Below are 22,817 nucleotides of genomic sequence, written 5' to 3' on the forward strand. Positions count from 1 at the left end.
GACGCGGGCCTTTAATGCACGGAAGTGCCTGTCCTAGTTGAGAACATTGACTTGCTGAGGGTCAATTTTCGTCAAACAGGAAGGCACTCCGTAGGTGAACCNTAGCGCGGTGTGTTCGGTGGTGCTGGATTCGGGTCGCGAGTCGCTGGTTTCTTCGGCCGGCGGGCTGTTGTTGGCCCGGACTCTGCGCTGCTCGGGACTGGATAAGGCCTTGTCAGCAGCGTTGGCGTCGTGGCGAGCGCCGCGTGCCGTCCATGACCCGGCCAAGATCCTTACCGATATAGCGATCGCGGTGGCCCTCGGTGGTGACTGCGCCGCCGACCTCGCCGTGGTGCGGGCCCAGCCCGAACTGTTCGGGCCGGTGGCCTCCGATGCCACCGTGTCCCGGTTGATCAGCACCCTGGCCGAGGACATCGATGCCGCCCTCGTGGCGATCCGGACCGCACGGGCCCACGCCCGGTCACAGGTGTGGGCTCGCCGACGGCCCGTCGGCGGGGTGGGCAACCAGGTCATCGTTGATCTGGATGCCACCCTGGTGACCGCGCACAGCGACAAACAGGGTGCGACACCAACCTTCAAGTACGGGTATGGGTTTCACCCGATGCTGGCGTTCGTCGATCACGGCGTCGAAGGATCCGGTGAAGCAGTGGCGGGCCAGCTGCGGCCCGGCGCAGCGGGGTCCAACAGCGCCGCCGATCACATCAGCGTCCTGGATGCGGCCTTGGCGCAATTGCCTGAACATGAGCGTGCCCACGTCGTGGTGCGCACCGACACCGGCGGTGGGGTCAAAGACTTCCTGCACCACATCACCGACCTGAACCTGCAGTACAGCGTCGGGTTCTACGGCATGCCCCCGATCGTCGAGGCACTCTCCAGGGTGCCGCGGCAGGCCTGGCGGGCTGCACTCGACGGTGACGGAGCACCGCGCGAGGGTGCTCAGGTCGCTGAGCTGACCCGGTATCTGCCCGCGACGTTGCGGGGCTGGCCCGCGGGGATGCGGGTCATCGCCCGCCGTGAACGCCCCCATCCCGGCGCCCAGCTGCGCCTCACCGACGACAACGGCTGGCGGATCACCTGCTTTGCCACCAACACCCGCGNGGGTCATCGCCCGCCGTGAACGCCCCCATCCCGGCGCCCAGCTGCGCCTCACCGACGACAACGGCTGGCGGATCACCTGCTTTGCCACCAACACCCGCGGGTGGTCAATCCCGGATCTCGAAGTCCGCCACCGCCAACGCGCCCGCGCTGAGGACCGTATCCGCAACCTCAAAGACACCGGCCTGACCAACCTGCCCTTCTACGGCTTCGACCAGAATCAGATCTGGCTCGAGATCACCCTGCTCGCTGCTGACCTGCTGGTCTGGACCCAGGTCCTGGCATTCCATGGGCAGCCGGCCCGGCGCTGGGAACCCAAACGGCTACGCCTGCGCCTGCTGGCCGTAGCCGGACGCATCATCACCACAGGGCGACGCTGCCACCTGCGCCTACCCCGCGGCTGGCCCTGGAGCAACCTCATCGAAACCGGCTGCACCGCACTGCAACCCAGCTGACCAATCACCACCGATCCCGACAACCAAGGACCAGGAGCACCGGCGACACGCAACGCCGGAAACCCACGCCGCCCACACCCACAATCACTCACCGACACCCGACCCGAAGATCAACTACCAACCAGACGAAAGATCGAGGCTAGGGGCATAAGTCACTGATCCCGGGAACTGCGTCTCGAACGCGCGGCGCCGGGCAACAGGACCACTCCACGATGTTCGAAAGTCCCTCTGCAGGAAGGGCGCCGAGGCGCACCATGACGTCCTACAACGTCTAAACCGCGCCCCTTAGACTCTGGTGCCCCCATGGTCGAACGTGCCGGCTTCAGGCAACCACGGACTGCGGACCGCCGGATCCGGCGGTCAACGACGCGTACCTGACCTCTCAGGACCTCTCATGTCGGGTGCAGCTAGACCTTCTTCGTCTCGCCGTAGTAGGCCAGGATCGCGTCGGACTCGTCGGTCGAGCGGGTCAGCAGCGCGAACGACCGGATGAACGACTCACCGACACAGCCGTCGATCTTGATCCGGAAGCCGTCGACCATGACCCACGGCTCGGCACCGGTGAATTCTTTCTCGGCGACCGCAACGGTGTTGATCAGTCCCGGCTTGAGGCCGATGATGATGCCGCCACCGAGATTGCCCGCAACCCCGGGGAGGATGCCCTCCGGGAACGGCGAGATGACGTCGGTTCCGAGAATGCCGATGGACGGGGTGATCCCCGCCGTTCCGGTCAGGGACACGCCGTTGGAGGTGCTCATGTCGATGCCGCAACCGATCTGGTATCCCACCTCGAGCACACCGTGCGGCGGTTCGTCCTCGGCGGGTCCCGTCATCGAAGCGGTGTAGGTTCCCCCGACCTCGTACTCGCGCGTCGACAGCGCCGTCGTCAACGGCGGGATGGCCAGTTGGGTTTCCTCCCTGGCCCCTACGGTCAGCGTCCAGCCGTCCGGGCTGGTCGTCGTCGCCGGCGGCGGCGACACCACCGCGCCCGGCTCAGCGACGGCCTCGGCCGGTGGCGGACCCGCTTCTCCGAGGGGCGCCTGCACGCCTACCGGCCTCGCTTCGGGGTCGGCCGACGCCGCAGGTGTGACGAGCGCTCCGGCGAGCAGCCAGCAGACCGACAGCACCAGGGGACGAACCAGCACGGCACCCCTCCGTTTCTCGCGTTATCAAAGCGTGACGTGAAGGGAAACTTAGAGCGTCTAGATAGTCAGCCGACGTGCGGTCTGCAGACAGCGCAGCGCGATGGGAGAGAGTCCGCGCACTGCCCGGCGGTCAGCGAACGCCCGGACCCGCCTGTCCCAGCAACGGGTTGACCCCGCCGCCCTGCGGGTTGTGCTCGCGCTGGTGCTGCTGGATGGCGTTGAGCAACGGGTTGTCCTTCATCAGCTGGCGGCGGTCTTCGTCGGAGAGTTCGTAAAACGTCCACATCCCCCATGCCGCCGGACGGACGTAGAGGGTGACCTTCTGCCGCTTCCGCGCGCCCTGCGGCAGCATCGCCGGAATCGGAACCACCCGGTCCAACGTCACCGCGCTGACGAGTTCCTGGGCGAGCCCGTCGATGTCGGTCGAGTCCTGAAGCTCGTAGACCGACGACTGGTGACTGGGCTGCGCCGGACCTTGCAGGGCGAGAAACCACGCCATGGCGCGTCTCCTTTGCTCGTCGTGGACAGCGCCAGCGTAGAGGACTGAGCACCGGGGTCGCCCGCGGCCTCCCGCCCGGGACCGGCCACAGGGGTTCGCGGCAAGCGCTCGACTGCGGCGGATCGCCGATCGTGAAAACTCTGCCCAAATCGCACACCATTCGCTCGTCGATGTGCTAGGCATCACATTCAGGGGGTTTCCATGGCTCGCTTCACCGAGGCCCGGGTAGTAACGGCTACCGGCGGTATTCGTCCATGCATGGGCTGTGCGCTGGGCAAAGAGCGGCATCGGTGCTATGGTCGGCGTTAGCTGGTACGCACGAAGTCCGCACGTTGCGGGCCCGGTCGGCACGAATCGAGGAATTAGCTGATGTCAAGCCTGGGCGATCCGGTGTCATCCGGTGCCATCGGCGAGGACTCGGTTCGAGGCGCACCTGCGCAACTGCCCCTCGCGGTGCACTCCTGCAACCGCCTCGGCCGCGTGGCCAATCCGCCCGGATTCTCGTTCGCCGAGTGGTTCCGGTCCGGCCGCAGACGCTGAGGCGTCGCTCAGGGCCGGCGCAGCCAGCGCACCGTGATCACGAGGACGAGCACACCCACCCCGGCCAGCGAGATGGCCACCGGGGGTTTCTTGACGAACCGGATCACACCCGCCTTGAGGTCTTCGGCCACCCTGCTGGGGTTCGCCCGAGCCGCGAGAGAGTCGACCGTCAACGCCAACTGATCACGCGCCTGGTCGATCTCCTGCTTGATGGTGTCGGGATCCCGGTCCGCCACATCTGCCTCCGCTGCCTCAACGCCCAGTCCACTACCCTGCCTTGCCGAACTACCCTAGATCAGCCGGCGCGCACCGCAGCGCCCGGTCTACAGATCGATCAGAGGAACACCGCCGATGCCGCAGAACCCCCGCCTCGAAGTGGGCGACAAAGCGCCCGCGTTCAGCCTGCCCGACGCCGACGGCAACACCGTCAAACTCTCGGACTTCAAAGGCCGCAAGGTCATCGTGTACTTCTACCCGGCGGCGTCCACGCCGGGCTGCACGAAGGAGGCCTGCGACTTCCGCGACAACCTCGGCGAGTTGGGCGAGGCGGGTCTCGACGTGGTGGGCATCTCCCCCGACAAGCCGGAGAAGCTCGCCAAGTTCCGCGACGCGGAGAAGCTCACCTTCCCGCTGCTGTCGGACCCCGACCGCAAGGTCCTGCAGGCCTGGGGCGCCTACGGCGAGAAGACCATGTACGGCAAGACGGTGCAGGGCGTCATCCGCTCGACCTTCGTGGTCGACGAGTCGGGCAAGATCGCGCTGGCGCAGTACAACATTCGCGCCACCGGCCACGTCGCGAAGCTACGACGCGACCTGTCCGTCTGAGCTAACCGAGGCGTCCGACGAGGAACCATTCCGCGGCCGGTCCGCGCGCGTCACAGAGCGAAAAGCTGGTTGACTCTGGGAACCGTTGCCTCCCAGCCTAACTCGTGATCCAGACGTCTGCGCAGCGTGTCCGCCGCCTGCGGTTCGCCGTGAACGACGAACACCCGCCGCGGAGGCTTCGCGAACCCGCCGGCCCATCGGATGAGTTCGTCGGCATCTGCATGCGCGGACAGCATCTGCAGGTTTGCCACCTGCGCATTGATCGGGACCCACTCGCCGTGGATCTTGACGTACCGTTCGCCGGCGGCGATGGATCGGCCGCGTGTCCCGGGCACCTGATAGCCGGTGACCATGATCGTGTTGCGTGGATCCGGAGCAAACGTCTTGAGGTGGTGCAGGATCCGGCCGCCGGTGGCCATGCCACTGGCGGAGATCACCACCTTGGGGTCGCGGTTGGCCGAGATCCTCTTGGACTCCTCGGCCTCCCGCGTGTAGATGGCCATCGCGCACATGCCCTGGTAAACCTCCGGCGGCAGGCGGTGGTCACGAGGGTAGGCGCCCAGCAGGTCGCTGGCGTTGATCGCCATCGGGCTGTCCAGGTAGATCGGGACGTCCGGCAGCTTCCCGCCGGAGCGCAACTGCCACAGGTAGTAGAGCAGCGTCTGCGCCCGACCCACCGCGAACGCCGGTATCAGCAAGGTGCCACCGCGTTCCACCGTCTCGTTGACGACCTTGGCGATAACGTCGGCCGGGTCGGCACGCTCATGCGTACGGTCACCGTAGGTCGACTCCATTAACAGGTAGTCCGCGGCCGGCACCGGCTCCGGGTCAAGCATCACCGGATCGTCGTAGCGGCCCAGGTCGCCGGTGAAGACGATACGGCGGCCCTGCCACGTCAGGTCGACTGTCGCCGCCCCGAGGATGTGTCCTGCGCGGCGGAACATCCCCACCGCATCTCCCGGCAGGCTGAACTCACGGCCGAACGGATGGGTGACGAACAACTCGAGAGCGCGACCGGCGTCGTCGCTGTCGTACAGCGGTAGTGCGGGGTGATGTTTGGTGGCGCGGTGCCTGTTGAGGAAGTCCGCGTCGCGCTCCTGGATAGCGGCACTGTCCCGCAGGATGATGTCGGCGACGGCGGCGGTCGCCTTGGTGGACACGATCGGCCCACGGAATCCGTCGCGCACCAACCGGGGCAGGTAGCCGGTGTGATCGAGGTGGGCGTGAGTCACGACGACTGCGTCGATACTGGACGGGTCGACCGCAAGCGGTGCCCAGTTGAGCTCCCGCAGGTTCTTCACACCCTGGAAGAGCCCGCAGTCCACCAGTATTCGCTTGCCGTCGCTCTCCAGGAGATGTTTGGAGCCGGTCACCGTGCTGGCGGCTCCCAGGGGGCGGAAAGTGAGTTCGGTTTGCCGCGCTGGGCTGTCACCGGCCGCCATGCCACCGAGTCTTCCAAAGTCGACGACGACGGGAGACAACTTGCCCGAACGCGGTCGGTCGAGGCCCGGCGCCGCGTCCCTGCCGCGGCGACACACGACAACTCCTGGTCGCGCATCAGGCCCATCGCACTTCTCCGACCCGTTTAGCGAAACCCGCGACGGTTTGAGGAAAACCACATAAGCTGCCCATGCAAGGGAAGCCTTGCATGGGCCTGGTTGAGCGGAGACACGAATGGCCGACAGGGCGGCGGACTGCCGCGCCGGTGGTGATTTCAGCGACGGCGCACCGTCGCCCACCCCGAACGCGGAGCATGGGGTATGACCGGAACCCGAATAGTGGTGATAGGCAGCGGGTTCGGGGGCGCGATTCCCGCTGCCCGACTAGCCGAAGCCGGCTTCGAGGTCATACTTCTGGAGCGCGGGCCGTGGCGCGACAGCGTTCCCGTGCGATCCATAGGGATCAGAAGTCGGGCACCGCTGCCGACGGGTCGCCATCTGGTCGGCGGCTTTCTACGCTCGATTCGCACACCCCGGGGTCGAGTCACCCTGAACAAGCGGGGGTTCCTCGAGGTCTACCTCAGCAAAGGCCTCAAGATCCTCAGCGCCTCCAACGTCGGCGGCGGCAGCCATGCGTACCTCGGCCTACACATGCGTCCGCCCGAACCCGGATACTGGGACGCCGCGGGGCTGAGCGATACCGGGATGGAGCGCCATTACGAGACGCTCATGGAACGAATGGGGACAACCGTCCCGGGGCCCGCACACCGCCGTAACTCAATCGGAAAGCTGGTTGAGCGTTCGTCGGTACTGTCGACCGACGATGTCGCGGCCGCGCTGCCGATGGGTCTGCGCCTCCCGGACGAGCCGGATTCGCCGCAGTTGATCAGCAACGACGGCCTGAGCCGGATGGAAGCTGCCCCGGGCCGGGACGGCACCTTCGGATCGCCGGGCGGAGGCAAGACCACGCTGGACGCCGCCTACCTCTACGCCGCCATGCGCGACCACGGCCTTCAGGTGCACGATCTCACCGAAGCGGTCCTCGTCCGACCGGCGGGTCCCGCGGCGGCTGGGCGGTGGCGGGTGACCGCGCGGAATCTGCGGTCCGGACGCGTTCGAGACCACTTCGCCGATCACGTTTTCGTGGCCGCCGGCACCGTCGGCACGTTGGACCTCCTATTGCGCAGTAGGCAAGCCCAGCACGGCCTGACCGGAATGCCTCGTCTTGGCGAGAAGTTCTTCGCCAACGGCGATTTGGCCTTCACCTGCCGCCTTCCCGATCGCCGGATGACCCGCCCGTCGATCGCCGTGGACGGCGCCGTGCGGTGCGTCGACGGTATTCGCCCACTCGGCGAACGGGCATGGCCGCTGCTGATCGTGAGCACACTGCCGACGGGCGATCTGCCCCTACCGAAATTTCTGAAGCGACGATTACGTCGCGACGTCATCATCGCCGGCATGGGGAAGGACCGCGGCGGTCGCGTGCGTCTGGTAGGCAACAGGCTCGTGGTCGAGTACGAGCCCGACACCAATCCGATCTACCGCGATGTCGCCGAGGCCGTCGCCATCGTCGCCGCCGAACTCGGCACCACCGTGTCCAAACCGGGAACGCCCACGACAGCCCACCCGATGGGCGGTGCCTGCCTGGCCGACAGCCCCGATCGCGGCGTCGTCAACCTTGGGGGCGAGGTTTTCGGCCACCCGGGGCTGTACGTCACCGACGCCGCCGCACTCCCCCAACCCGTGGGCGGCCCGCCGTCGCTGACGATCGGGGCTTGGGCAGAACATGTCGCCGAGCGGTTCATCGAGAAAAATGCACCGGCAGACCGGCGAGGAGTTCCGGTCGGCAAGAAGTCGATTCCCACACAAACGGCGATGGACGGCTGGTGGGGACGTCATGTGGTCACCCGGGTGGTCCGCGATGGCTGCCGTCGGCCCGCTCTCATGTCGGCCCGCGACGAGCTGCTTGCCCATGCCCACGGCGCCGTGTTCGAGCTCGGCTGCGGCGACGGCATCAACATCCCGCTGCTCGACGAGCCGCGGATCACCAGCTATACGGCGATTGATCCATCTGACGAGCTGCTGCTGCGGGCCCGCGACGTCGCTGCCGGGCATCGAATCCCCGCCGACATCCGCTGGGGCGTCGGCGAGGACGTGCCCTTCCCTGACGCGAGTTTCGACACCGTGATCACCAGCTACGCGCTGTGCTCCGTTCGAAGCCCCCACGAGGTTCTGCGCGAGATGCGCAGGATCCTGCGCCCCGACGGGGTGGTGCTGTACCTCGAACACGGACTCGCGCCCGATCGGGCGGTACGACGGTGGCAGCGCCGAGTCGACCCGATCTCCACGAGACTCTTGGGCAACTGCCACATGTCTCGCTCGATTTCGGACAGCTTCGGGCACGCCGGCTTCACCGTCGAGCGCTTGGGCGCGGCCTATGCCGATGGCCTGCCGCGTTTCGCCGGATGGCTGGAGTGGGGCGTAGCCCGCCCGGCGCCGAAGGTCGAACCGGAAGAGCGGGAAGGCACGGGTCAGCCGCAACTCCGTGACCTCGGCTTGCGGGCGGAACCGTGAGTGGCAGGATCAGTACCCGCGAACGCATCCTCGACGCCGCACTGGACCTGTTCAGCGACGTTGGCTTCGGCGGTACATCGATCAGCGAAGTCGAACGCCGCGTCGGACTGGCGGCGGGGACCGGCAGCTTTTACCGGCACTTCCGCTCCAAAGAGGAGCTCTTCCGGGCCGCGGTCGAATGTGAGGTGGCTCGTTGCATGGCCGCCGTCGCCGCCGACCGTGATCAATCGTCGGCTCCCGACGCACACGAGGTTCGGGAGGTGGTACTTCAGCGGATGCTTCGGGCAATTCAGCGGTTCGACCGGCTCTTCCGCCTCATCCTCAGTGAGGGCGACCGCATCCCCGAACTCCGCGACGTGATCGGCACCGCCCTTGCCGGCCTCGGGGAGTCGCTGACGTGGAAGGAGCATCCCACCGAAGTGTTGCTCCTGTCGGCGCTCGGCGGCTACCACTTCTTCGGGCTCGTGCAAGCCCAACCCTTCCAGGGGGCGAGTGAGGAGGAATTCATCTCAGCCCTGGCGGCCTTCGCCCGAGAATGGGATCCGCCGGCGGCATGACACCCATACCGGTACCGCGGGGACGCCAGCACTGACGTGGCCAACCGCACTATGGCCCGCCAGCTGCCCCGAGCGGCTTCATCTGCCTTGTGCCGCCGCCGGATTTAGGGACCAATGCCTCCTGACACTCCTGCGCTTTCTGACTAACGTCGGGACTGCACCGGACATCCGCGCCCACGTGCCTGTTTCAGGTATGTCGTCCGCTAGGAGTGGTACCAGAATGTCGACGCAAAGAACCGCTCGGAATCGTGGTCGGCGTGGACGGGTCGTCGCCGATCAGCGGTCACAAAGCAGCCCTGGACACCCAGGCCAGGGAGGCGTCGGTCCGGGCGACGTTGAGGTCGCTCGGTTCCACTCTGGTGCGCCACACGGTCAGATTCCGGTGATCATCGCCGGAAATTCTTAAGAGGGCCAACACGGGTTACGTCGAGAGGAAGGGCGACAGATGAGTTGCTGGTGCGGCCACGGGCCGTGGCATTACTACCAGGGGTATCCCTATCCGCCACCGGCGGGTTATGCGCCGCCACCGGCGGGTTATGCGCCGCCACCGGCGGGTTATGCGCCGCCACCGGCAGAGCATTACCCGCCGGCCGGTCCGGTGCGGCGGCGCCGGCGGCGCAGGGCCGACGCCCAGGAACTGGCCGACTATCTGGAGGATCTCGAGGCAGAGATCACCCGTATCCGAGGGGAACTCGACGAGCTTCGCCGGTCGGAAACGGCCGACGAGTGACTCGGCGCGGCAGTTGCCTCAACCGTTGACAGACCGCGATGGGGCGTCACGGGGCACCTTCGCCGAGTTCACGCCCGCGGCAGCGCACGATTACGACGCCTGGTTCGACCGGCCCTGGGGTGCTCATGCGTGGGCAGTGGAACTGGCAGCGGTCGACGACGCCCTGCCCGATCGTCCAGACCAGACCGTCGTGGAGGTGGGATGCGGCACCGGTCGCCTCATCGCACATCTGACCAAGCGGGCGGCAACTGTCGTGGGCGTGGACTCGTCACCGGCGATGCTCGCTGTGGCCACCGGCCGCGCGCCCGGCCGACTGGTCTGTGCCGACGGGCGACGGCTGCCGTTCCCGGACGGTGTCGCCGACGTCGCGATCACCATCGCAACGCTCGAATTCGCCGACGCCGCGGCGGTTCTCGAAGAGATGGCCCGCATCACCCGCCCCGGTGGCCGCATCATCGCCCTTACCCTGAATCCGGTCAGCCCGTGGGGGCTCCTTGATCGACCCACCCGTCGTGCCCCGTTCTCGACGGCCGCGTTCCTGACGCGCTCCGAGCTGAGACGCCTCGGCAGCCGCCACGGCCGGGCACGCCTGGCGGGCCGGCTGTTCACCTCAGCGCAGCCAGGGTTGCGCCGCCTCGAGCCGATCGCAACAGTCGTCGGAGCTGGGGTCCCGTGGTTCGGCGCCGTCCAGGTCCTCGTCGTGGACAGACCGATACGGCGTTGCGGCCGCGACCTTGTGCGTTTCAGCCGGCCGGGCAACACAGCAGTAGGTTGAGCCCTCTTCGTTTCGTTGGACGGTCGCACGATGGACGACCACGGGACCCGGCCCCGCTGTCCGAGGAGAAGACGCCGATGAGACCGACTCTGAGATGGCTGTTGAGCGCTATGTTGACGAGCATCGCCATGATGGCGGCGGCTCCGGTGTCCAGCGCCCGACCCGACGTCCGCGACGGTGTCTTCATTCACATCACCCGGGGACCGGAGGACCCGCACCGGGTGCTGATGACTTTGAACATGGCGACCATGATGTCTGAGGACCACGATGTGGCCGTCTACTTCGACATCAACGGTGTCAATGCCGTTCTCGCCGACGCCGCGGATCTCACGTAGGCCCAATTCCCGTCATCGAAGACGCAAGTTGCGACGCTCCTTGGCAGAGGGTCCCGTTGATGGCGTGCCCAGGCTGCTTCGCCGCTGCCGGAAAGAGCGCGGCCGATCTAGCGTCGGGGATCCAGGTGGCCGACACGCAGAAGTTCTTCTCGTTCACAAACGGCCGAATTCTCACGCTGGACTATTGATCGAGGCAGTACACATTCGCGCCACCGGCCACGTCGCCAAGCTGCGACGCGACCTGTCGGTCTGAGCTAACCGAGGCGTCCGAGACGCTCCAACAGCAGGGCCTCGGCGGTCGCCGCACGTTCCAGCACACCGAGGTGTAGGCTCTCGTTGATGCTGTGCGCCTGCGTGTCCGGGTCCTCGACACCGGTTACGAGGATCTCGGCCTCGGGGAACGCCGCCGCGAACGCCGCGATGAACGGGATCGATCCCCCGACGCCTGTGTCGACCGCATCGTGGCCCCAGGCCTCGCGGAACGCGTGCCGCGCCGCGTCGTAGACGGGGCCGCCGGCATCGATCGCATACGGCTCACCGATGTCGCCGGGGGTGACGGTCACCTGCGCGCCCCACGGCGCGTGCTGCTCGAGATGGCGGGTCAGCGCGGCGAGGTGCTCGGCAGCGCCGCCGCCGGGGGCCACCCGCATGCTCACCTTGGCACGCGCCCGCGGGATCAGCGTGTTCGACGCCTGCGCGATCGGAGTCGTGTCGATGCCGATGACGGTGATCGCAGGCTTGGCCCAGAGTCGTTGCGCCACTGAGCCGGAACCGATCTCGCGGACCCCTTCGAGCAGGCCGGTGTCGGCGCGGACCCGCTCGGGGGTGTACTCGACGTTCGCGGCGGTCGCTTCGTGCAGGCCGGCGACCGCGACGTTGCCGTCGTCGTCGTGCAGGCTGGCCAGCAGTCGGACCAGGACCGTGAGCGCGTCGGGCACCACCCCGCCCCACATCCCCGAGTGCAGGCCGTGGTCGATCGTCGCGACCTCGACGACGCAGTCGGCGAGTCCACGCAGCGAGACGGTCAGCGACGGGATGTCGGTGCTCCAGTTGTCGGAGTCCGCGATGACGATGACGTCGGCGGCCAGCAGGTCGCGGTGCGCCGAGAGCAATCGCGCCAGCGACGGCGAACCCGACTCCTCCTCCCCTTCGACGAACACCGTCACACCGACCGGCGGGTCACCACCGTGAGCCCGGAAGGCGGCCAGATGCGTTGCGATGCCCGCCTTGTCGTCCGCGGTGCCGCGTCCGTACAGCCGCCCGTCACGCTCGGTGGGCTCGAACGGCGGCGAATGCCACTGCGAGCGATCCCCTTCCGGCTGCACGTCGTGGTGCGCGTACAGCAGCACCGTGGGCGCCCCCGCAGGTGCGGGGTGTCGGGCGATGACGGCGGGCGCACCGCCCTCGGCCACGATCCGCACATCCCCGAATCCCGCCTGAGACAACAGTTTCGACACTGCGTCGGCGCTGCGCTCGACCTCCGGGCGGCGAGCGGGGTCCGCCCACACGGACTCGATGCGCACCAGATCCTCGAGGTCGGCGCGCACCGACGGCAACACGTCGCGGACCCGGGCGATCAGATCACTCATGGCGCCAAGGCTAGTCGGAGGGGGCGTCACGCTCTTCGAGTACCGCGACCGCGGCCGCGGTGTCGGCCTCGTGGGTCAGCGACAGGTGGATCGTCACCTCTTTGAGGTGCTCGGCGATGGCGCCGGAGAGGCGCACCCGCGGCCTGCCCCACATGTCGGTGATCACCTCGATGTCACGGTGGATGCCCTCGGGCAGCACCGGACGCTTGGCGAAGCGGGACCCGGACCAGGCCTTGATCACCGCCTCCTTGGCCGCCCACCGCGCCGCCAGGTGGCGCGCCGCCGACGAACTCTTGTCGGCGGCGTCGCGCCGCTCACCCGGGGTGAACGTCTCGGCGAACACCGTGCCGGGACGGTCCACCTGTTCGGCGAAGTCGGGGATGGATACGAGATCGATGCCTATCCCGACGATGCCCACGCGCAGCACGCTATCTCACTGGTCACCGCTGGTACGCGCCGTCCTCGCCGAGTCGCGACGCCGCGTCGAGCAGCATGGCCGCCTCCTGCGCCTTCTCCGGATGCTCGTGGTCGAAGCGCCGGTCGGCCGGTCGCTCGTACATCGGCCGCCCGCCGGCGATCGCCGACACCAGCCTGCGCTGCCCGGCCAGCGTGCGCTCCTGAGCCCGAGCGGTGTACTCGGCGCGCTGCTCGGGATCCAGTGCGGCCAGGAACGCCTGCGGGTGCACCAGGGCGATCATTCCCGACACGTGGCCGAACCCCAGACTGGTCACCAGACCGGCCTTCAGCGGGTACTTCTCCCCGAGTCGCAGCGTCTCACGCGGCCACACGAAGTGCGCCGAGGTCGCCAGTTCCTCGTCGACACAGTCCAGGCTGCGGTTCGGCGGGATGACACCGTCACGCAGGATCTGGCACAGACCCATCGTCTGGAAGACCGCCGCGCCGCCCTTGGCGTGCCCGGTGAGGCTCTTCTGGCTGACGATGAACAGCGGCGCACCCTCGGAACGACCCAGCGAGTCCGCGAGCCGCTCGTGCAGCTCCTGCTCGTTGGGATCGTTGGCCAGTGTCGAGGTGTCGTGCTTGGAGATGACGGCGATGTCGTCGGCTCCGACTCCCAACCTGTTCAACGATTTGGCCAGCACCGACTCCCTGCCGCCGCGACCCGCGCCGAGAGCGCCGAGCCCCGGAGCGGGGATCGAGGTGTGCACGCCGTCGCCGTAGGACTGCGCGTAGGCGACGACGGCCAGCACCGGCAGGCCCATCCTGACGGCCAGGTCGCCGCGGGCCAGCAGAATCGTGCCGCCGCCCTGCGCCTCGACGAAGCCCAGCCTGCGCCGGTCGTTGGCGCGGGAGAACCGCGAATCGCTGATGCCCTTCGCCCGCATCACCTCGGTGTCGGCGGTGGCGGCCATGTCACCGAAGCCGATGACGGCTTCCAATGTCAGGTCGTCATATCCGCCGGTGACGACGACTTCGGCCTTGCCCAACCGGATCTTGTCGACGCCCTCCTCGAGCGAGACGGCCGCGGTCGCACATGCCCCGACCGGGTGGATCATCGATCCGTAACTACCCACGTAGCTCTGGATCACGTGGGCGGCAACGACGTTCGGCAGCGTCTCCTGCAGGATGTCGTTCGGCTTGTTCGCGTCCAGCAGATTGCCGTGGAACATGGTCTGCATCGAGGTCAGCCCGCCCATGCCGGTGCCCTGGGTGCTGGCGACCAGGCTGGGGTGCACCCAGCGCATCAGCTCCGTCGGGGAGAACCCGGCGGACAGGAACGCGTCGACCGTCGCGACGAGGTTCCACAACGCCACCCGGTCGATCGAATTCGCCATGTCCGGCGTGATGCCCCAGACCTGCGGGTCGAACCCGGTCGGGATCTGCGCGCCGACCGTGCGGGACAGCTTCGACTTGCGCGGCACCCGGATCTCGGTACCGGCCTTGCGGGTGACCGCCCAGTCGGCGCTGTCGGGCACCGGGCTGATGACGGTGTGCTCCGGGTCGAATTCGACGAACGCACGCGCGTCGGCCTCGGACGACACCACGAAGGAGAAGTCCTTGTCCAGAAACACGGACACCAGCAACGGCGCCGAGTGATCCGGATCGATGGCCGCGTCACCGACGAACTCGCGGATGCCCACCCGCTCGACGACCACATCGTGGTAGCGCTCGACGATCTCGGATTCGTCGACCAGCTCGCCGGACTCGGTGTCGTACCAACCTGGTTGAGGATCGTCCTCCCACTTGATCAGACCTGTGGTCCACGCAAGCTCGAGAACACCGGCTGCCGACAGTTCGTTGTCGACCTCCATCTCGAAGCGGGTACGCGAGGACCCGAACGGTCCGAGTTCGGCACCGCCGACGATGACCACCAGATCGGCAGGGTCGACGTCGAGGTCCTCCCACGGCGGCGGGGGCGCCGGGGTGGCCGGACGCGGCGGGGACGGCAGGGCCGCGATCATGTGACCGGGAACCTCGTCGTCGGTGGCCTCCTCGGCCGGGCTCGCCACCGCTTCTTCGCGGGCCTTGGCGGCCAGCGCCGACAGATCCAGGTCGACCTCCGCCAGACCTCCGGTCAGGTCGGCCTGCACGGGCTCCCGCGCGGCCGCGACCCTGGTCTCGACGTCGCACAGGGCCAGCAACATGCTCGCCATCTGCTCGGTCGAGTAGGTGGTCACGCCGGCTTCCTCGACCCCGTCGACGATGACGTCGTTGTGGCCCATCAGGCCGGTGCCGCGCGTCCAGCCGATCAGAGCGTGGGCCAGGCTGACGCGCTGCGCCCACGACGACTCGGCCTTCCAGCGCGAGACGACCGCGTCCAGCGCGGACTTCGACTCGCCGTAGGCGCCGTCACCGCCGAACATGCCCCGGTTCGGCGAACCGGGCAGCACCACGTGCAGCCGCGCCGCGATGTCGCGATCGGCGCCGATGTGAGACAGGCCCGCTATCAGCCGCTGCACGGCCCACAGCAGAACCTTCATCTCCATCTCGGAGCGCGACCCGGCGTCGGACAGATCGCCTGCCACCCGAGGTGCCGCGAACGGGAACAGCAGTGTCGGTGTGAGCGCGTCCTTGATGTGGATCGATTTCGGTCCGAGGCTCTCGGTCTGCTCGCCGCCGACCCACTCCGCCAATGCGTCGATGTCGTTGTAGGAGGCCATGTTCGCGGGCACCACCCACAACTGAGCGCCATAGCGGGCGTTGTCGCGGTACAGGCTGCGGTAGAACCCGAGCCTGCTGTCGTCGAGCTTGGACGTCGTCGCGATGACGGTGGCGCCGCCGTCGAGCAGCTGAGCCACCACCGATGCCGCGATCGAACCCTTCGAAGCACCCGTCACGACGGCGACTTCGTCGGTGTAGCGGCCCTTGCCCGGGTTCTCCGCGCCTGCTGCGGCACGGGCGTAGAGCGAGGCGTGGATGTTCAGGCCCGCGGCCAGCGCCTTGCCCTGCCAGTAGGTGGCCTGGGTGCCCACGACGTGTCCGGCACCCTCGAACCGCTCCGACAGGCGAACCCAGTCGGCCTCGAGGTCGTCCTCGTCCATCAGCCAGATCTTGGCCAGATCCTCACGGGCACTGGCCCACCGGTCGTCGAACAACACCGCCTTGCGGCTGTCGAACGCCGGCGCCACCAGACGTGGCCAGTCCGAACCGAGTTCGGCGGTGACCAGATCGATGAGCTCCGCGTCGGCGGCCGGCTCGGGGGTGACAACGGGACGGCCGTGGCCGAGCTGATCGAGTATCGCGCGGGCCGCCGAGGCCAGCACCCCGTCAGGCCCGGTCACCTTCTCGGCGAACTCGCCGAGGGCGGCCGAATCGACGACGCCGCCACCGCCACCGGCAGCGGACGGCAGCGACACCGGCACACCGCGGCGGGCGCCCACGGCGGCCACCGCGGCGTCGATGGCCTTGTCGACACTGGCGGCGTCCCCCAACGCGCCGTCGTGCAGACCGCCGAGGGCACCGCCGCGCACGCTGGTTCCCTCGCGGGTTCCCAGCGCCACCTCCACGGTGACGTGCTTGGCCCAACCCTCACCGAGCTCCCAGGTCTTCTTGACCCGCTCGGCGATGTAGGCGGGCCGCTTGCCCGACGGCCCGAGGACCGTGCGCAGCTGGTCGTTGATCGCGTCGGAGAGCACCGGACCGAATGGCTTGTAGGTCCGGGCCAGCTTCGTCACCTGGGTCTTCAAGCCGGCGAGGTCGGCCTCGGCGGCACCGTCGATGGCGCCGAGGTTCAGCTCCGAGCCGAGGTCTACCAGCATCTGGTTGCGCCGCGAGGACGCACCGTCGGTGATCGACTCGATGGAGTCCAGCGCCTCGATCTGGTCGATGCGGATCTTGGCCGACAGCGCGATGAGCGCCATGGTGGCGTCCGACGCGTCGAATCCGAGGTCGTCGGGGCGCGGAGCGCCGCTGGGCGCGACATTGGACCCCGGAGCGCCGCTGGGCGCGACATTGGACCCCGGAGCGCCGCCGGGGCGCGGAGCGCCGCCGGGCGCGACATTGGACCCCGGAGCGCCGGCCGGGGCGGCCTGCGCCTGCGCAGTCTCGGCCGCCGGCGCCGGGTCCGCTGCGGACTCCTCGAATTCCGGCTCCGGATCGGTGTCGGTGGCGAACAGCACCGCGGCGTCGCGCTCGGCGTTGAGCACCTCGGTGGTGTTGTGCGAGTACTCCGGCAGCTTGAGCGTGTTGGTGGCCAGGCCCGCGACGGTCGGCGCGGACTTCACGCCGATCTCGACGAACCGCTCGACCCCGAGACCGCCTGCGGCCTCCTCGATGAAGAGCAGATCCTGGGTCTCGATCCAGCGCACCGGGCTGGCGAACTGCCAGGCCAGCAGCTCGATGACGATCTTGCGGCACAGCTCGCGCGGCCGCTCGTTCCGCCAGGTGTCGTAGTCGGCGAGGATCTCGTCGAGCGGCTCGGCGGGCACCAGGTCCCGGATCTCCTCGATGAAGTCGCGGTCCAGGGTGAACGGCCGCGGCACCAGGTTCGGGATGTAGCGGCCGACGAGCAGCGCCGGATCGGCGTCGCGCGGCATGACCCGCTCAAGGGCGCGCCGGAAGTCGGCGACGCCGACCCGCAGCACCGAGGAGTGGAACGGCACATCGATGCCCGGCACCAGGATGAACGACCGCTTGCCGCCGCTGATCTCGCGGCGGCGCTCGACCTCTTCCTCCAGCTCCTCGAGACCGCGGACCGTGCCGGCGATCGCGTACTGCGAGCCGCGCAGGTTGTAGTTCACGATTTGCAGGAATTCGCCTGTGCGCTCGGAGATCTCGTCGATGAAGGCGGGCACGTCGTCATCGTCGAGGTCGATCTGCGACGGGCGGATGGCCGCGAGCCGGTAGTTGGAGCGGCCCTGGGCGTCGCGGGGCACGATGTCGTGCATCTTCGACCCGCGGTGGAACACCACCTCCAGCAGGGCCTCGAGCTCGTAGACACCGCTGACGCATGCCAGCGCGGTGTACTCGCCGACCGAGTGGCCGCACGCCATCGCGTCCTCGACGAACGCGCCCTGCTCACGCATCTCGGCGACCTGGGCTGCGGCCACCGTGGCCATCGCGACCTGGGTGAACTGCGTCAGGTAGAGCACGCCCTCGGGGTGGTGGTAGTGCACGCCGGAGGCGATCAGGCTGGTCGGGTTGTCGCGCACCACGTGCAGCACCGAGAAGCCCAGCGTCTCGCGGGTGAACTTGTCCGCCGAGTCCCAGACCTTGCGCGCTGCCTTGGACCGGGCCCGCACGTCCATGCCCATGCCCTTGGACTGGATGCCCTGGCCGGGGAACGCGTAGACGGTCTTGGGGGCAGCCAGCTGGGCCGTCGCCGCCATCACCAGTTCGTTGTTGACCTTCGCGGTGACCTCGATGATCTCGGCGCCGCGGTCGATGCCGACGCGGTCGACCCGGAACTCGATCTCGTCGCCGGGCAGCACCATCCCCAGGAAGCGGGACGTCCAGCCGACCAGGCGGGCCGGCGGGGTCGCGCGGCCGTCGGTGGCGGTGACGGCGTGCTGAGCCGCCGCCGAGAGCCACATGCCGTGCACGATCGGTGTTTTCAGACCGGCGAGCAGCGCGGCCGCCCGATCGGTGTGGATCGGGTTGTGGTCACCGGAGACCACCGCGAACGCACTCATGTCGACCGGTGCCGTGACGACGACGTCGCGGCGCCTGCGTCGCGGAGTGTCGGTGGCGTTGTCGGTGATGGCACCGCCGGCCCGCGGCGGATCGGTCAGCTCGACCGCACCGGTCCGGCCGCGGATCGCGAAGCGCTCCTCCAGCGTGGCCAGCACCGCGTCACCGCCGGTCTCCCTGATGGTGACGGTGACCGGGACGACGCGTCCGACCTCGGTGTCAGTGGCCGCCGAAGTGGTTGCGGTGACGGTCAATTCGGACTTGGCCGTCGGCATCGCCTGCATCAGGTGAGCCGCGTGGTCGAGGTGCACCAGGCTCAGCAGCCCCTCCACGACGGGGAAGCCGTCGTCGGTGAGCGCCGACCCGATCGCCGAGAACACGGCAGGCCAGCACAGCCCGACGAGGGCATCCGGCACCAGGGTGAGGCCGGGCGCCAGCGGCGCACCGAACGTCGCGGTGACACCGGTGTGGTCGGCGACCTTCTCCGGATCCCATTCGACAGTGACCGTCGCGGTACCCTGATCGCTCCTCCCGTCCGCGGTGCCCTGATCGCTCCTCCCGTCCGCGGTATCGTCGTTCACCGGCGGAAGCGCTTCGGGCCCTTCGACACCGGCGGCGATCGCCAGCACCGCGCGCATCGCCTTGGACGCATCCTCGACGGTGACGATCGGCATGCCGCCGTCGACCGTGCAGGACGGCAGGGTGAAGTGGATGTCGATCCAGATGTCGGACAGCGGCACGCTCAGCGTGACGGAATCCCCCGCCAGCTCCAGCCGGGCACCCGTGGACGGATGTGTGGCGCTGGGCTTTCCCGGCACGTCGTTGACCTGCCACTCGCCCGGCTCACCGATGCGGTGCACGGGATTGATCGCGGTGCGTCCCGCCCAGAGCACGTCGGGCGAATCGAGGACGACGGCCAGTGGTCCGGTGACGTCGGCGCGCGCCTGACGGCGGGAGACCACGGCGACGGGCTCGGCTCCCGAGCCCACCACGCGGTCGATGATCTCCTGCTCGAACCGGTCCAGCAGCTCGCCGACCGGCTCGTCCACCCGGGTGATGCCCGCGACGGCTTGGGTTCCGGGGATGATGCACACCTGGTCGGCGGAGTAGCGGGCGTCGTGTGCCTGCCACAGCGAGTCGCTGCGCCACCAGCGCCGGACGTCCTTGTCGATGACCGGGACGAAGTTGACCGGCTTGCCCGGCTTCTTGCACAGCGTCACGAAGAACGGCACGTCAGCCGGATGCAGCCTGACCGTCTCCGCGTCGGGGTAACGAGCCAGCAGTTCGGCAATCGCCTGGGCCGGATTGTCAAGCAGCGCTTGACCTTCCGGGCTGTCGTCAAAGAGCGACTCGATCGGCCCGAAGTCCTTCTCGTGCAACCGCGACTCGGCGCGCTTGAGCATCTCCTCGAAGCGTTCCCTCCAGGTGTCGGCCAGCCAGATGCTGCCCGGCGCCGCGGTGTCGGCGGTGCTGTCGCCGTCTCCGATCGCCAGCTCGATGTAGCGCTGCAGCCACTGCAGGTAGGTCATGTCGCCGACGTCGCCGAAGTACGGCTTGGCGGTGTCGGCCATCGCGGCGATGATCTCGGCGCGGCGCTCGGCGACGGCGTCGGCGTCACCGGCGACCTCGTCGAGAAGGCGGCCGCAGCGTGACGCGGTGTTGTCGATCTCGTGGATGTCGGCGCCGAGCTGGCTGCGACCGCTGGCCATGCCGTTGATGGCCCGGCCCGCCCCGACCCAGGTGTCGGTGCCGGTGGTCTCGACGAGCATCTGCTTGACCGCAGGCGACGTCGTCGCCTCCTTGGTGGCCATCGCGGCGGTGCCGACGAGGATGCCGTCGACCGGCATCGACGGGAATCCGTACTGCTTGGCCCAGTCACCGGACAGGTATTCGGCCGCGCGTTCGGGAGTGCCGATGCCGCCGCCGACGCAGATCGTGACGTTGGTGTACTTGCGCAGCTCCCCGTAGGTGGCCAGGAGCAGGTCGTCGAGGTCCTCCCAGGAGTGGTGTCCGCCGGCACGGCCACCCTCGATGTGGACGATGACGTCCCTGTTGGGGACCTCCGTCGCGATCTTGATGACGGACTTGATCTGGTCGACGGTGCCGGGCTTGAAAACCACGTTGCTGATGCCGACGGAGTTGAGCTCCTCGATCAGGTCGACGGCCTCTTCGAGGTCGGGGATGCCCGCGGTGACGACCACCCCGTCGATCGGCGCACCGGACTGGCGGGCCTTCTGCACCAGCCGCTTGCCGCCCACCTGCAGCTTCCACAGGTACGGATCGAGGAACAGGGAGTTGAACTGCACGGCGCGGCCCGGCTCCAAGAGCTCCGTCAACTCTTTGATGCGCGCATCGAAGATCTCTTCGGTGACCTGACCGCCACCGGCGAGCTCGGCCCAGTGACCGGCGTTGGCTGCGGCGGCGACGATCTTGGCGTCGACCGTCGTCGGCGTCATGCCCGCGAGCAGGATCGGGGACCGGCCGGTGAGGCGGGTGAACTTGGTCGAGACCTTGACCGACCCGTCGGGCAGCGTGATCGGCTTGGGAGCGTAGCTCGACCAGGCCGGGGCGACCGCCGGGGCGGCACCGACGGTGAACAGGCTGCGCTGCCCGGCGCGGGTGGCGGCGGGCACGATGCCGATGCCGAGTCCGCGGATCACCGGCGCGGTCAGGCGCGTCACGGTGTCGCTGGGACCCAGGTCGATGATCCACTTGGCGCCCGCGGCGGCGAGGCCCTCGACCTCGGCGACCCAGTCCACGGGCCTGACGAAGATGATCTCGGTGAGCTCGCGCGTCAGATCGTGGTCGAGACCGGTACGCGCGGCCCACTCGTTGACGAGGTCGACACCACCGGACAGCCGCGGCGTGTGGAACCCGACCTCGACGTTGAGCTGGCTGAACACCGGGCGGAAGATCGCCCCGCCGCGCGTCTTGTTCTTGCGCTCGGCTTCTTCCTTCTCGGTGATCTTGGTGCAGTAGAGCTCGAATCGGGCGAGCTGCTCGGGGGTGCCGGTGATGACCACCGAACGCCTGCCGTTGCGAATGGACAGGGCGGGCGGCAGCACGGTGCGCACGTCCTGAGCGAACTCGTCGAGGAGCTCGGCCACGCGCGCGGGGTCGACGTTGGTCACCGACACCATCGGCGACTTGTCGCCGCGGCCGACCATGCCGCACCGGCGGGAGACCAGCGATCCTGCCGCGCCGATCAACTGACCGATGGCGAGCAGCTCGACGTCGCGGGTGCCGTGCGCCTTGAGCGATTCGACGGCGGTGACGCCCTGCGAGTGCCCGGCGATGGCGACCGGCGGGTGACCGGTGAGATCGAGACCCTGGCGCCTGAGCGCGCGCATGGCCGCCATCTGGGTGAGCAGGATTCCCGGTCCGGAGATCGCGGCGGTGGTGAGGTCCTTCGCGGCGGGCAACGGCTCGTCTGCCGCCAGCGCGCGGATCCACGTCATCGGTTCGAAGCCGATCGGGCGCACCACGACCAGCTCGCGCGCCAGCGGCTCCAGCAGCAACTCGGCCTCAGCGACCAGCTGACTGATCTCGGACTCGATACCGGCCGAGTTGACCAGCTCCTCGAGGTTCTCCAGCCAGGAGCCACCCTGGCCGCCGAAGGCCACGGCGTAGGGCTCGCAGGAATGGAGTCGATCGACGAGTGCGTGCGTCCCTGTCAGCGGTTCGTAGGCCCGGCCCGTGTCGGAGCCGTTGTCTGCAGAGGTGGTGGCACGCTGCTGGTCGTTGATCGTCACGTCTTGTTGTCTCCCTCAGTTTCGCGGTTCCGCGCGTATCGCTCGTCGTGGGCTGTCGTGGGCGCCGGCCTGCACCGGGTGCGGCCGTTGCGATTCGGCGTCGAATCCGGCTGGTCTCGGTCGCGACCCAGGTGCCGTCAGGAATCTCGCGGACTCCGACGCATCCCAGCGGGTCGCGGTGGACACTCCAGCCGTACTAAGAGTGTCATAAGAGACTGTACGATTTTCGCGCTCCGAATGGTTACTGGCGAGTTCTACGCATGGGTAACAGACTTTGCATAACGCGCCGTTCGCAAGCGCTCAAACCCATCCGGGACAAACGTCCTGCATGCAGGTGGTTACGGTCGAGTAGGATAGAAGTGCAGATCAAGGCAGTATTGTTACACAATCGTTATCTGAAAATTTGCGTTCGCAACTCGC

14 protein-coding genes and 1 pseudogene are annotated in these 22,817 nt (G+C 68.2%); 8 read left to right on the forward strand and 7 right to left on the reverse strand.

All coding sequences use genetic code 11. The annotated features are described in order from the left end of the window. Positions 1-94: 94 nt before the first annotated feature. Positions 95-1,550 (forward strand): annotated as a pseudogene (locus H7I57_RS15950) (IS1380 family transposase). Positions 1,551-1,957: 407 nt separating this feature from the next. Here H7I57_RS15950 and H7I57_RS15955 read toward each other — a convergent pair. Both H7I57_RS15955 and H7I57_RS15960 read right to left on the reverse strand, forming a co-directional pair. Further along, positions 1,958-2,695 carry an MspA family porin gene (locus H7I57_RS15955; protein WP_264024584.1) on the reverse strand — a complete coding sequence of 246 codons (738 nt, stop codon included), beginning with the start codon at positions 2,693-2,695 and terminating at the stop codon, positions 1,958-1,960. Between the two features lie 130 nt (positions 2,696-2,825). Then, complete coding sequence (locus H7I57_RS15960) at positions 2,826-3,194, reverse strand: hypothetical protein (RefSeq protein WP_264024586.1); 369 nt, start codon at positions 3,192-3,194, stop codon at positions 2,826-2,828. A gap of 369 nt (positions 3,195-3,563) precedes the next feature. Between H7I57_RS15960 and H7I57_RS15965 the strand changes: the two genes are divergently transcribed. Next, positions 3,564-3,734 (forward strand): hypothetical protein, encoded by a 171-nt coding sequence (locus H7I57_RS15965; RefSeq protein ID WP_264024587.1) that lies wholly within the window; start codon positions 3,564-3,566, stop codon positions 3,732-3,734. Positions 3,735-3,742: 8 nt separating this feature from the next. Here the strand turns inward: H7I57_RS15965 and H7I57_RS15970 are convergent, their stop codons facing one another. Further along, on the reverse strand, positions 3,743-3,970 hold the full coding sequence (locus H7I57_RS15970) for a DUF3618 domain-containing protein (RefSeq protein WP_264024588.1): 228 nt from the start codon (positions 3,968-3,970) through the stop codon (positions 3,743-3,745). Between the two features lie 115 nt (positions 3,971-4,085). Here H7I57_RS15970 and bcp point away from each other — a divergent pair, with 115 nt between their 5' ends. Continuing rightward, complete coding sequence (gene bcp, locus H7I57_RS15975) at positions 4,086-4,559, forward strand: thioredoxin-dependent thiol peroxidase (protein WP_264024589.1); 474 nt, start codon at positions 4,086-4,088, stop codon at positions 4,557-4,559. Between the two features lie 50 nt (positions 4,560-4,609). On the opposite strand, the gene H7I57_RS15980 is transcribed toward bcp, so the two are convergent. Continuing rightward, positions 4,610-6,001: an MBL fold metallo-hydrolase RNA specificity domain-containing protein gene (locus tag H7I57_RS15980; protein ID WP_264024590.1), complete on the reverse strand. Its 1,392-nt coding sequence runs from the start codon at positions 5,999-6,001 to the stop codon at positions 4,610-4,612. A gap of 318 nt (positions 6,002-6,319) precedes the next feature. On the opposite strand from H7I57_RS15980, the gene H7I57_RS15985 reads away from it, so the two are divergent. From H7I57_RS15985 to H7I57_RS16005, 5 genes are all read left to right on the forward strand, one after another. Further along, complete coding sequence (locus tag H7I57_RS15985) at positions 6,320-8,572, forward strand: methyltransferase domain-containing protein (RefSeq protein ID WP_264024591.1); 2,253 nt, start codon at positions 6,320-6,322, stop codon at positions 8,570-8,572. Continuing rightward, complete coding sequence (locus H7I57_RS15990) at positions 8,569-9,129, forward strand: TetR/AcrR family transcriptional regulator (protein WP_264024593.1); 561 nt, start codon at positions 8,569-8,571, stop codon at positions 9,127-9,129. The genes H7I57_RS15985 and H7I57_RS15990 overlap by 4 nt, the downstream gene beginning before the upstream one ends. A 445-nt stretch (positions 9,130-9,574) precedes the next feature. After that, positions 9,575-9,859, forward strand: coding sequence for a hypothetical protein (locus tag H7I57_RS15995; protein WP_264024595.1), 285 nt, complete (start codon positions 9,575-9,577; stop codon positions 9,857-9,859). A 25-nt stretch (positions 9,860-9,884) separates the two neighbouring features. Next, a complete protein-coding gene (locus tag H7I57_RS16000) occupies positions 9,885-10,634 on the forward strand; it encodes a class I SAM-dependent methyltransferase (protein WP_264024596.1) in 750 nt (249 codons plus the stop codon). A 77-nt stretch (positions 10,635-10,711) separates the two neighbouring features. Further along, on the forward strand, positions 10,712-10,969 hold the full coding sequence (locus tag H7I57_RS16005; protein ID WP_264024597.1) for a hypothetical protein: 258 nt from the start codon (positions 10,712-10,714) through the stop codon (positions 10,967-10,969). Positions 10,970-11,223: 254 nt separating this feature from the next. On the opposite strand, the gene H7I57_RS16010 is transcribed toward H7I57_RS16005, so the two are convergent. From H7I57_RS16010 to H7I57_RS16020, 3 genes are read right to left on the reverse strand one after another with little or no spacing between them, the layout of a single operon-like run. Continuing rightward, a complete protein-coding gene (locus H7I57_RS16010) occupies positions 11,224-12,558 on the reverse strand; it encodes a dipeptidase (protein WP_264024598.1) in 1,335 nt (444 codons plus the stop codon). A gap of 10 nt (positions 12,559-12,568) precedes the next feature. Continuing rightward, positions 12,569-12,976: a holo-ACP synthase AcpS gene (gene acpS / locus H7I57_RS16015; protein WP_264024599.1), complete on the reverse strand. Its 408-nt coding sequence runs from the start codon at positions 12,974-12,976 to the stop codon at positions 12,569-12,571. Positions 12,977-12,998: 22 nt separating this feature from the next. Next, positions 12,999-22,397, reverse strand: coding sequence for a type I polyketide synthase (locus tag H7I57_RS16020; protein WP_264024601.1), 9,399 nt, complete (start codon positions 22,395-22,397; stop codon positions 12,999-13,001). Positions 22,398-22,817 lie beyond the last annotated feature (420 nt).

Origin of the sequence: Mycolicibacterium pyrenivorans (genome assembly GCF_025821625.1) — a bacterium.
Classification (GTDB): domain Bacteria; phylum Actinomycetota; class Actinomycetes; order Mycobacteriales; family Mycobacteriaceae; genus Mycobacterium; species Mycobacterium pyrenivorans.